The sequence below is a fragment of the Enterobacter sp. C4G1 genome (assembly GCF_052886895.1).
Window position 1 is genome coordinate 1770521 of the sequence record NZ_JBQVVV010000001.1, and the last position, 12005, is coordinate 1782525.

Annotated in this window: 11 protein-coding genes; 3 read left to right on the top strand and 8 right to left on the bottom strand. The window is 55.3% G+C overall.

Annotated features, from left to right (window positions below):
- Positions 1-24: 24 nt before the first annotated feature.
- On the bottom strand, positions 25-798 hold the full coding sequence (gene yaaA / locus ACT9TW_RS08565) for a peroxide stress protein YaaA (RefSeq protein WP_446492130.1): 774 nt from the start codon (positions 796-798) through the stop codon (positions 25-27).
- Positions 799-864: 66 nt separating this feature from the next.
- Entirely contained in the window at positions 865-2295 is a 1431-nt protein-coding gene (locus tag ACT9TW_RS08570) for an alanine/glycine:cation symporter family protein (RefSeq protein WP_446492131.1), read from the bottom strand.
- 263 nt (positions 2296-2558) lie between these two features.
- Here ACT9TW_RS08570 and tal point away from each other — a divergent pair, with 263 nt between their 5' ends.
- The 3 genes from tal to ACT9TW_RS08585 all read left to right on the top strand — a co-directional run bounded on the left by tal (position 2559) and on the right by ACT9TW_RS08585 (position 5622).
- Positions 2559-3512: a transaldolase gene (gene tal, locus ACT9TW_RS08575; RefSeq protein ID WP_182059521.1), complete on the top strand. Its 954-nt coding sequence runs from the start codon at positions 2559-2561 to the stop codon at positions 3510-3512.
- A 110-nt stretch (positions 3513-3622) separates the two neighbouring features.
- The gene (mog, locus tag ACT9TW_RS08580; protein WP_436354264.1) at positions 3623-4210 is read left to right on the top strand and encodes a molybdopterin adenylyltransferase; all 588 of its coding nucleotides are present in this window, start codon (positions 3623-3625) and stop codon (positions 4208-4210) included.
- 122 nt (positions 4211-4332) lie between these two features.
- Entirely contained in the window at positions 4333-5622 is a 1290-nt protein-coding gene (locus ACT9TW_RS08585) for an MFS transporter (protein WP_446492132.1), read from the top strand.
- On the opposite strand, the gene ACT9TW_RS08590 is transcribed toward ACT9TW_RS08585, so the two are convergent.
- The 6 genes from ACT9TW_RS08590 to ACT9TW_RS08615 form a co-directional block, all read right to left on the bottom strand.
- Positions 5619-6350 carry a molybdate ABC transporter permease subunit gene (locus ACT9TW_RS08590; RefSeq protein ID WP_446492133.1) on the bottom strand — a complete coding sequence of 244 codons (732 nt, stop codon included), beginning with the start codon at positions 6348-6350 and terminating at the stop codon, positions 5619-5621. The two genes, ACT9TW_RS08585 and ACT9TW_RS08590, sit on opposite strands and share 4 nt — an antisense overlap.
- 41 nt (positions 6351-6391) lie before the next feature.
- Positions 6392-7306, bottom strand: a complete 915-nt coding sequence (locus ACT9TW_RS08595) for an extracellular solute-binding protein (RefSeq protein ID WP_446492697.1) — start codon at positions 7304-7306, stop codon at positions 6392-6394.
- Positions 7307-7453: 147 nt separating this feature from the next.
- Positions 7454-8590, bottom strand: a complete 1137-nt coding sequence (locus tag ACT9TW_RS08600) for an ABC transporter substrate-binding protein (protein WP_446492134.1) — start codon at positions 8588-8590, stop codon at positions 7454-7456.
- Between the two features lie 22 nt (positions 8591-8612).
- A complete protein-coding gene (locus ACT9TW_RS08605) occupies positions 8613-9389 on the bottom strand; it encodes an ABC transporter ATP-binding protein (RefSeq protein WP_446492135.1) in 777 nt (258 codons plus the stop codon).
- Complete coding sequence (locus tag ACT9TW_RS08610; RefSeq protein WP_446492136.1) at positions 9386-10459, bottom strand: FecCD family ABC transporter permease; 1074 nt, start codon at positions 10457-10459, stop codon at positions 9386-9388. The genes ACT9TW_RS08605 and ACT9TW_RS08610 overlap by 4 nt, the downstream gene beginning before the upstream one ends.
- A 182-nt stretch (positions 10460-10641) precedes the next feature.
- Entirely contained in the window at positions 10642-11901 is a 1260-nt protein-coding gene (locus tag ACT9TW_RS08615) for a chloride channel protein (RefSeq protein WP_446492137.1), read from the bottom strand.
- Positions 11902-12005: the final 104 nt, after the last annotated feature.

The window sequence follows — 12005 nt, forward strand, 5'->3', positions numbered from 1 at the left end:
CCGCCATCTGGCGGGGGTTTTGCTTCACTGCTCGTGGCGTTTAAACACTATCTCGCCTTTCCCCGACGCCTCTTCGTCAAAGAAATAACCTTCGCTGTTAAACCCGGTGAGTTGTTCAGGTTTTGTCAGGCGGTTTTGAATGATAAAGCGGCTCATCAACCCGCGCGCTTTCTTGGCGTAGAAGCTGATCACTTTAAACTTACCGTTTTTCTCATCCAGGAAGACAGGCTTGATGATTTGGGCATCCAGCTTTTTCGGTTTCACCGATTTGTAGTACTCATCGGAGGCCAGGTTGATAACGATGTTATCGCCCTGTGCGTGTAACGCCACATTCAGTTTGTCGGTAATGATATCGCCCCAGAAATGGTACAGGTCTTTACCTTTGGCATTTTCCAGGCGGATACCCATCTCCAGGCGATACGGCTGCATCAGATCCAGCGGGCGCAGTACGCCATACAGGCCAGAGAGCATACGCAGGTGCTGCTGGGCAAAATCGAAATCGGCTTCGCTAAACTCTTCCGCCTGTAAACCGGTATAGACATCACCTTTGAAGGCCAGAAGCGCCTGGCGCGCGTTTGTCGGGGTGAAATCCGGGTGCCATTCGTGAAAACGCGTGGCGTTCAGATCGGCGAGTTTGTCGCTGATGCTCATCAGCGTGGCAATTTGTGGCGCAGAGAGTTTACGCGCCTCATGAATCAGCTGTTGCGAATAGTCCAGCAGTTCGGGCTGGGTATAACGCTCGGTGGCAAGAGGGCTCTGGTAATCGAGCGTTTTTGCAGGTGAAATCAGAATCAGCATATCCAGTCCTTGCAGGAAATTTAGAGCGACTTTAGCAAAAAATCGCCCTGAATTGATCGATAGCTGTTATTGCCGGGGCAAATCATCCCAGCTGCCGGGGGCGATTTGCGCTTCAATTTCGGGATAGCGCGAGGCATCAAACACCGGCTGAATGCCAAGTTTGCGCTGGCGAAGGTAATCGCGGGCGATAAGGGTAACCACCGGAGAGAGCAGCAAAATAGCCGTCAGGTTAGTGATAGCCATCAGTGCCATAATGACATCGGCCAGTTGCCAGACCAGCGGCAGGCTGAGCAAAGAGCCCGCCATCACCATCAGCACCACACTGATACGCAGCAACCACAGGGTGCGCCGCGAGTCATGCCCGAGGAATATGAGGTTGTTCTCTGCATAGAGGTAATTGACGACTATCGAGCTGAAGGCGAACAGGATAACGATAACCGAGACAAAACCCGCTCCCCAGCTGCCAGATAGATTCACCAGCGCCTGCTGCACCAACTGAATGCCCGCCGTTCCGGGAGTGTGCGGCATTGGGCCTGCCAGCAGTACAATCATGGCGCTGGCAGAGCAAATAATGATGGTATCCGTGAGCACGCCAATCATCTGCACGATACCTTGCGCAGCGGGGTGAGGGGGCCAGGACGCGGCGGTTGCGGCGGCATTCGGCGTTGACCCCATACCGGCTTCGTTCGAGAACATCCCTCGCTGAAAGCCTGCCGTCAGTGCCTGGCTGATGGTATAGCCCAGAGCACCAGAGGCCGCTTCCCGCCAGCCGAAGGCACTCTGGAAAATAGTCGTAATCACTTTTGGCACCATGCTGATGTGCGTGGCCGTCACGAACAGGCTTGCCGCGACCCACAGAAGCGCCATTATCGGCACCAGCCATTGCATCAGACGCGCAACGCCCTTCAGGCCGGTGACGATGGCCAGCAAAATGAAAATCGCCAGTGTCGCGCCGGTTAGCCATTCCGGGCACTGGAAGGCGTAACGCAGCGCATGGGCCACAGAGTTGGCCTGCACGGTGTTGAAAATCAGCCCGTAGGCGATGAGTAAAAAGACAGAAAACAGCACGCCCATCCAGCGCATTCCCAGTCCACGGGCCATATACCACGCCGGGCCGCCACGAAACTGGCCGCTTTTGTCCTTTTCTTTGTAGAGTTGGGCGAGGGAGCATTCGGCAAAAGAGGTCGCCATTCCGATAATCGCCGTGACCCACATCCAGAACACCGCGCCGGGGCCACCTGCGCTAATCGCCAGCGCCACGCCCGCCAGGTTGCCGCTGCCAACCCGAGCCGCAAGGCTCGTACACAGCGCCTGGAACGACGTTAATCCCCCCGGTTGCGGGGTAATACTGTTTTTCAGACTTTTGCCAAATTTGCGAATATAGCGAAACTGGATAAAACCGCTGCGCAGAGTGAACCATATACCTGCTCCCAGAAGCAGATATATCATTATTGAACCCCAGAGGACTTCGTTGATAAATGACAGGAAATCAGGCATTAACGTCCCTCTTGTTGATGCCAATGTGAATATGTAAGCGCTACCACTGATTGACCATGCTGTTACTTAGCACGCTGTTAATATTCAGAGTTTATCATACTATGGCTAAGCGCACTGTCTGCGGTTGCGCTACCTTTCCACCGTGTTATCATCAGAGGCAGACCGGTTACATCCCCCTAACAAGTAAACCTGTCATTTTTCCGCTGCTGGCAAGCTGTCGGTAGTGTGAATTATCCAGGGCACGTTAAAAGAGAAACACTATCATGACGGATAAATTGACCTCCCTTCGTCAGTTCACTACTGTCGTAGCTGACACCGGAGATATCGCGGCAATGAAGTTGTACCAGCCGCAGGATGCCACAACCAACCCTTCTCTGATCCTTAACGCCGCGCAGATCCCTGAGTATCGCAAACTGATCGACGACGCTGTGACCTGGGCGAAAGGCCAGAGCAACGATCGCGCGCAGCAGGTTGTGGATGCAACTGACAAACTGGCTGTAAACATCGGTCTGGAAATTCTGAAACTGGTTCCGGGTCGTATCTCTACTGAAGTTGATGCGCGTCTGTCCTACGACACCGAAGCGTCAATCGCAAAAGCAAAACGCCTGATCAAAATGTACAACGATGCTGGCATCAGCAACGACCGTATCCTGATCAAACTGGCTTCAACCTGGCAGGGCATCCGCGCTGCTGAGCAGCTGGAAAAAGAAGGCATCAACTGTAACCTGACGCTGCTGTTCTCCTTCGCGCAGGCTCGTGCATGTGCTGAAGCGGGCGTGTACCTGATTTCTCCGTTCGTGGGCCGTATTCTGGACTGGTACAAAGCCAACACCGACAAGAAAGAGTACGCACCAGCTGAAGATCCAGGCGTGGTTTCCGTGACTGAAATCTACGAATACTACAAACAGCACGGCTATGAGACTGTTGTTATGGGCGCAAGCTTCCGTAACGTCGGTGAAATCATTGAGCTGGCTGGCTGTGACCGCCTGACTATCGCACCTGCGCTGCTGAAAGAGCTGGCAGAGAGCGAAGGCGCACTGGAACGTAAACTGTCCTACACCGGTGAAGTGAAAGCACGCCCAGAGCGCATCACTGAATCTGAGTTCCTGTGGCAGCACAACCAGGATCCAATGGCGGTAGACAAACTGGCGGACGGTATCCGTAAGTTTGCTGTTGACCAGGGTAAACTGGAAAAAATGATCGGCGACCTGCTGTAATCATTCTGCGTGGCCGGGCTCCCGGTCACGCTAATTCTTTCGTACGCTGTCTGAAATTCCCCTCTGCGTGTATCATTCCCTTTAATCAGTACTTTTTGAATGGAATGGCTATGAATACCTTACGCATCGGCTTAGTGTCGATTTCTGACCGCGCCTCCAGCGGTGTTTATCAGGACAAAGGCATCCCCGCTCTGGAAGAGTGGCTGGGCAGTGCGCTGACTACCCCGTTTGAAATCCAGACCCGTTTGATCCCTGACGAACAGGCGATCATTGAGCAGACGCTGTGCGAGCTGGTGGATGAGATGAGCTGCCACCTGGTTCTGACCACAGGCGGTACAGGCCCTGCGCGCCGTGACGTTACCCCGGATGCCACTCTGGCGATTGCCGACCGTGAAATGCCGGGCTTCGGTGAGCAAATGCGCCAGATAAGCCTGCACTTTGTGCCAACGGCGATCCTTTCGCGCCAGGTGGGGGTGATCCGCAAACAGGCGTTGATCCTGAATCTGCCGGGCCAGCCGAAGTCGATCAAAGAGACGCTGGAAGGGGTAAAAGCAGAAGATGGCAGCGTGGTCGTGCATGGGATCTTTGCAAGTGTACCGTATTGTATACAGCTACTGGATGGCCCTTATGTGGAAACGGATGCCAAAGTTGTAGCAGCATTTCGCCCTAAAAGCGCACGTCGCGAAACAATCTCCTGAAATTAACAAATATGTGACATTAGCTACAGCCAGGATAGCGTGCAGATTGATTTACGGTATAGTAATTTTTTCTTTACGATCGCCGTAAATATAAATCCACTACTCTGAATACATGGCGCGCTATGTCACATTACACCCGACCTCTGAATCGACAGGATTATAAAACGCTCACCCTTGCTGCACTTGGCGGGGCGCTGGAGTTTTATGATTTCATCATCTTTGTCTTCTTCGCTGCTGTGGTGGGGGAGCTGTTCTTCCCGGCAGATATTCCTGAATGGCTGCGCCAGGTGCAAACCTTTGGCATTTTTGCGGCCGGGTATCTTGCGCGCCCCCTGGGTGGCATTGTGATGGCACACTTTGGCGATCTGGTCGGACGTAAGAAGATGTTTACGCTCAGCATTCTGCTGATGGCCGTACCTACGCTTGCCATCGGCCTGCTGCCAACTTATGCCTCTATGGGCCTCGTTGCCCCTCTGCTGCTGTTGCTGATGCGTATTCTTCAGGGTGCCGCAATTGGCGGTGAAGTGCCTGGCGCGTGGGTGTTTGTGGCAGAGCATGTTCCGGCGCGTCGTATCGGTATTGCCTGCGGGACGTTAACCGCAGGGTTGACCGTAGGGATACTGCTGGGTTCGGTCGTCGCGACGATTATCAACACCAGCATGACGCAGCAGTCTGTTCACGACTGGGGCTGGCGTATTCCGTTCCTGCTGGGCGGGGCCTTTGGTCTGGTGGCGATGTATCTGCGCCGCTGGTTGCAGGAAACTCCTATCTTCCTCGAAATGCAGCAGCGTAAAACGCTGGCGCAGGAGCTGCCGGTGAAAGCGGTGGTGGTGCGTCATAAGAAAGCGGTTGTGGTGTCGATGCTGCTGACCTGGCTGCTGTCGGCGGGCATTGTGGTGGTGATTTTGATGTCTCCGGTCTGGCTGCAAAAACAGTACGGCTTTGCGCCTGCGGTAACGCTTCAGGCGAACAGTATCGCCACCATTATGCTCTGTTTCGGCTGTCTCGCTGCCGGGCTTGCGGTTGACCGTATGGGTGCCAGCCTGACCTTTATCGTTGGCAGCTTTCTGCTGGCCGCGTCAAGCTGGGCGTTCTACCATCTTGCGGGAAGCCATCCTGAGCAGCTGTTCCTGCTGTACGGCGTGGTGGGCTTATGTGTTGGGGTTGTGGGTGCGGTGCCCTATGTGATGGTGCGCGCCTTCCCACCGGAAGTGCGCTTCACCGGCATTTCATTCTCGTATAACGTTTCTTATGCCATCTTCGGCGGGTTGACACCCATTGCCGTGACGGTGCTGATGGGTGTCTCGCCGATGGCTCCCGCATGGTATGTGCTGGCGCTCTCGGTGATGGGGCTGGTGTTAGGTTTCTGGCTGCGTCAGAAACCGGTTGAAGCGCCGGTGCTTGCCCGCTAAACCTGCTTTCGCTCCCTTGCCGCCCGTTTGCCCAGCACAAAGCAGACCATCGGCAGGGGAAGCGTCACGATAAGCAGCATCCACAGAAGAGTATACACGGCGTCCACACCGTCATTTTGCAGGTTGGTGTAGAGCTTCACCGGTATTCCCTGCGGGAAGTACGCAAAAATCATCACGATGCCAAACTCGCCCACTGCACGTACCCAGGCAAGCGTGGTTGCCGACGCAAGGCCGGGCAGGGCCAGCGGTAACGTCAAATAGCGAAAGCGATTCCAGCCCGACGCCCCCAGCGTTTGCCCCGCTTCGAGAATATTTTTAGGCACCGTTGCAAATGCCGATCGCGCCACCACGATAAAGTAAGGCAATGCGCCGTAAACCTGCGCCAGCACAAACGCGGCGGGATTGTTTACCAGCGTGGCGCCAAGCAGCGACAGCCACCGGCCAAACACCCCGTAGGGCCCGAACGCCGATACCAGCAAAATCCCCATCGCCAGCGGCGGAGTGAGCAGCGGGATCATTACCAGCAGCTCGCCAATAATCCTCCTGCGCCCGGTGGCCTGTGACAGCCACCATGCCACCGGGATGCCAATAATGATGATTATCGCCAGCGCCAGAATGCCAAGCCCCATCGATACCACAATGGCATTGTCGTCCCGCCAGGCCAGCTGTAAATGCCGCCACGGCGTAACGCTCACAAGCGTAATGAAGGGAATGCTGAGCAACAGCATCGCGGGCAGCGAAAGCCAGCCCGCAACCCAGCCCGGACGTCTTAGCGGGCGTATACACTATCTCCTTTCGGTGCAGCGTAACCGAACGTTTTAAAGACTTTCTGGCCTTCTGCGCTCTGCATAAAGGTGACGAACTTCTGCCCCTGTTCCACACCGTTTGGCGCGTTTTTCAGCACCGCCGCGTAGAAGACCATTGGCTGGGTGTGCAGGAGTTGATCCTGGCCTTTACTGTCCTTAATGGTGAAGCTGACGGTGTCATACCACTGTTTTGCCATTGCCGGGTTGCTCAGGTTAATTTCGTCCGGCAGGGCGACATACGGTAGATGTGCAGAGCGGACTTCGCTTTCATAGCCTGCCGCTGCATCCACCTGGCCGCTTTCAAGACGCGCTAACAGACCACCTTCCTGATGGGTTTGCTCTGGGTTTTGCAGTGAGCCCAGGACCTTATCGGCGATGCCTGGCATGTTGTAGTACTTCTCGGCCAGCATCAGGGTGAAGACAATATTCTGGCCCTTCGGATCAACATACGGATCGGTGCGGCCAAAAGAGACATCTTTTTGCGCCAACAGATTCAGCCAGGAGCCATCTTTTTTCTGGCTGGCTTGTTCAAACTGCGCCGCGTGTTTGCCCTTAGGGCTGTAGGCAACCACCATGCTGGTGCTGGCGACCGGTACGGCATCGTCAATCAGCCCGGCGTCTTTGAGGATCTGCATTGGCCCTGGGGTGATAGAGACAAACACATCGGCCTCGATTTTGTGGCTTGCCAGCAGGCGTGCCATCCCGTAAGCGCCCTGGCCCTGGCCCTGGTATTCACCGTTGTCTGCTTTGGCGAAGGCCGGGCCTAAGCCCTGATCCATAACCTTGCCCATTGAGCCGGCGTAGGTCACGCGGATGTCTTTCGCCAGCGCCACGGACGAAATTTGCAGCAGCGCAACCGCTGCCAGGGCGTACTTCATTTTTCTATTAGCCATAAAATTATCTCGTTATATATTATTTTGCATAACGAGTGTCCTGGAAAGCGGCAGGGATGACAATGCCTGAAAGGGCGTTGTTGAGATTAGGTTGATGAAACGCAAAAAGCCGGGCGGATGCCCGGCTTTTTGTTAGTGCGAAGGGGTATAGCTCAGGACGATGTTGTCATCCGGGATGTGGGTGAAGCTTGTGATGATCGCATGGTAATCCGCCAGCGGGTCAACGTCCTTAAACAGCGTTGGATAGAAGATTTTGCTCAGCGTTTCAATCGCCACGATGTTGTACGGGTTGTTATAGAAGTGATGGTACAGCGCCCCGGTGTGGCCGGCAGCTACCGCCGGAATGCTGGCAACACCCTGGCGTGCCACTAAGGCATTAAACGCCGTTGCTACGTCGCCTGCCGGTACGTTATAGCCAAACGGGATAATCGCTGTGCCTTTACCCGGGCGTTTAGAGCCGGTCATCAGGTAGTAATTCGGGTTCAGGGAGATAATTTTTTCTACGGAGATATTACCTGTAGCCCCTGGCAGCAGCTGCGAGCCAATGTTCGTGCCACCTGCGGCTTCAACCAGGCCACCCCAGCCGTTACGCGCGTGGGTGAAGCAGCAGTCGTTATCCAGGCCACCAACACCGGCAATCGGCTCGATAAAGACCAGCGGCTTTTTGCTGACGTTCGCCAGACGCTGGTGGATCGTATCCAGACGCTGCTGATAGAAATCGATATACGCCTGCGCGCGGTCAGTCTGGCCCATGACCTTGCCCAGTAAGGCAATGCTCGGCAGGGTGTTCTGCACCGGATGCAGTTCATAGTCGACGAAGACCACCGGGATATGCAGCGCCTCAAGCTTCGCCAGAACGCCGGTCTGCACCAGCGACGGTTTAGCACGAAGCTGGGCGATCATCAGGTCAGGCTGACGGGAGATCACCGTTTCCAGATCCACGTTTCCCTGGTCGGAAAACTTCATGTCGAGGATCTTTTCTGCTTCCGGCCATTTACGCTTCAGCACGTTCCAGCTTTCGGTGTCCTGTTTTTTCGGCAGGTTGTTCCACGCCACCACTTTGGCGAACGGGTTGTCGCGCTCCAGTAGGGCAAGGGTGAAGATATCGCGGCCATCCTGCAAAATGATGCGCTGCGGCTCGTGCTCAATGGTCACTGAGCGGTTATCAAGATCCTTTACCTTCACCGGCCAGTTCTGCGCCTGGGCGAGCAGTGGCGAAAGCAAAAGTGCCAAACCGCCTGCGGCAGCGATAATTTTTTTTAGCGTCATGTTTTCCCCGTCTTCTTTTTTCTTATGGTGTTAATCCGTCGACCACTACATGCGGTAGCCCACGGGAACAGTATTCAACCCGGCCATCCACGCCATACACACGTGCCAGGCTGGCAGGCGTGACCACGTCGCCAGGCACGCCACTGGCAATCAGCTCGCCGCTTTTGAGCATCAGGGCGTATTCGGCGTGGCGCAACGCAATATTGATGTCGTGGATAACCACTACGGTGACGATATTGCGTTGCCGCGTTTCCCGGGCAACGATATCCATCACATGAAACTGGTAGTTAAGATCCAGCGCGCTTAAGGGTTCATCCAGCAACAGTAAATCCGGCTCGCGGATCAGCGACTGAGCCAGGCCTATCAGCTGTTTCTGTCCGCCGGAAAGCTGGTCAAGAAAGCTCATTGCCAGATGTGCGACACCCAGCTTGTCGAGAATGGAATAGGCTTCCTGCTCAACGTTATGGCCCGCGCTATTACCGCTTGCCCGTTTCGCCACAATCACCGATTCCAGGGCATGAAGATGCACGCCCTGAGGTAAAGACTGCGGTAGGTAAACCACCTTTTGCGCCCGCTTTGCCGATGGCAGCGTCATCAAATCTTCGCCGTTGAGCAGCAGTTTCCCCTGGGCGGGGTTTAAGTCTGCCAGTGCGCGCAGCAGCGTTGACTTTCCTGAGCCGTTTGGCCCCAGCAGGGCGGTGATTTTTCCGCGAGGCAGTAGCGGAGTCGTTAACCCCTCAATGATCTTTTTCTTGCGATAACCCGTGTGCAGGTCGAGTACGCGAAGGCCGTCGGTCATACGTTCCCTCGGTTACGGATAATGATGCTAAGGAAGAACGGCACGCCGACCAGTGAGGTCACAATGCCTACGGGGATGATGACGCCGGGAACGATGTTCTTGGAAAATACTGACGCCAGAGAGAGCACCAGCGCGCCAATCAGCATACTGCCGGGCAGGTAAAACCGGTGATCTTCACCAAACATCATGCGCGAGATATGCGGTGCAACCAGGCCGATAAAACCGACAGGCCCCACGAAGGCTACCGTTAAGGCAGAGATAATGCTGATGCGTAACAACGTTGCCATGCGCAACTTTTTCACGTTGATACCGAAGCTGACAGCGCGATCTTCACCCAGACGCAGGGCGGTAAGTTTCCAGGCATTTTTCAGCGACAACGGCACAATAATCACCAGCGCCACGCCGAGAATTGTGAGCTTATCCCAGGAGGCGCGGGCCAGGCTGCCCATCGTCCAGAAGACCAGCCCTTGCAGGGTATCTTCGCTGGCCACAAATTGCAGGATCGAAATCAGGGCGTTAAACGTAAACACCAGAGCGATGCCAAACAACACCACGCCGGAGGTTGCCACCCGCGTCCAGCGGCTGATGCCATCGAGAATAAAACAGGCAAGCAGCGCAAAGACAAAGGCATTGGCGGGAATAAACCACTTATCGGCAATACCCGGAATACCCAGACCCAGCACGATTGCCAGTGCGGCACCAAATGACGCGGCAGAAGAGACGCCAAGCGTAAACGGGCTGGCGAGCGGGTTATTCAGGATAGTTTGCATTTCCGCCCCCGCAAGCCCAAGCGCCATGCCCACCGCGATAGCCATCAGGGCAAACGGCAGACGAATGTCCCAGACGATGACGCGAGTGCCGGCATCGGCGGCGGCGGAATTGACCAGCGTGTGCCAGAGCGTAGAAACGGAGATGCCAGACGGCCCGATGGTGAAATCAAGGAGCAGTGAGCAAACAATGAGGGCGAACAGAACGCCTGCCAGCGCGAAGCGTCTGACGAGAATTTTACGGTAATGTAACGCGACAGTAGTTTCGCCAGACTGATTGCTGGCGGCAAGGCTGGAATTCATCAGATAACCTTATGCAACACAACAGAATCGTTTTATCCCTCTAACGTTCCTTTACGGGTGCTGCCTGATATCCAATATCCGGGATCTGCCAGGCAACACTAATCGCAATGATAATGCTTATCAATTAAATAAAGTGATTATTCGAATTCCGTTTAATAATCGTTTCTTTTGTGATTAAAAAATCAACTTTTTTGCCAGCGCTCAAGTTGCCTGCTGGTCATGTATGCTCCTGTTACACCGAGCGCGAGCGGGACTAAAAAACTATGATCCATCCGGGTAAACTCCATCATAAGCGTAATGGCCGTTACGGGCATTTGCATGGAGGCAGACAGGAACCCTGCCGCGCCGGTCAGCGCAAAACCGGCCATATCACTACCCGGAAACAGCCTGCCCAACACAATAAACAGCAGCGAACCGAGTAGGGCGCCAATCGTCAGGCCAGGCGTCAGTAACCCCCCTTCGGCACCGCCACGTAATACCGCCCAGATAACAAATATTTTGATGCACACAATCGCCAGCGCCAGCTGCAGCGTAACGCTGCCATCGAGGGTTAACTGTGTCGGGCCTTTTCCGTTGCCGGGCAACTGCGGGAACCAGATTGATAATGCGCCCAGTGCAGCAAAGGCGACCAGGCTGAAAACGGGCATTTGCCAGTTACTGCGCACTTTGCTGCGCGCCCGCTGTGTGAGGCGGCGGAAAAGAAAGGCCGCAGCCCCCATGACCGGGCCGGACAGTGCGCCCCAGAAAACCAGCGAGGTCGCGGCAAGTTCAGTGGTGAAGCGATACTGATGTTCATCGCCAAGCCCAAGGGTGGCAATCCAGGCCGCCAGGGCTGATGTGACTAATGCCGCGATCGCGGTGTCCCAGCTAAAGCTGACCAGCAGGACTTCAAGGGTAAATACGGCGCCCGCCAGCGGGACATTGTACACTGCTGCAAGCCCGGCTCCGGCACCGCAGGCAATCATCAGTTGAATATCGGTAGGGGTAAGTCGCAGATAACGTGCCACGCCGCCCGCAAAGAGTGACCCCACTTCGCGTGGCGCAACTTCACGTCCGAGCGGGGAGCCCATCGCCACGGTGATGATTTGCAGCAGGGCGTGAATTAAGGTGGTGATGCCAGGCATGGGTTTGCCGGAATCTTTTACCGCGGCACTGATGCTCACGCGTTTTTTACCATAGCGACCAAGCAACCACCACCCGCACCCGGCAACGATACCCGCGCTCAGAATCACAAAAAACCGGCGCCGGGCGCTGGCATCGGTCACGCCCTGTAAAAAGGTCTGTGGGCCAGTCAGGCTGTCGCGGCTGTAGCCGTAGGCCAGGTGTTGAATTTCGTGAAGCAGCAGAGCGAGCAGCATCCCGCCAAGACCTGCCAGGACTCCAGTAAGAAGAAGGGCAGCCCAGCGTTGCAGCCAGTAAGTTCGGGTTGGAAGGATTGTCATGATGCGTTGTCTTTATGAAAGGCGGTAAGCCCATCATTTCACAACGTACTTTAACGGAAAATCAATCGGAGCGGGGATTTCGTGCCCGCGAGCGGGCACGAAAG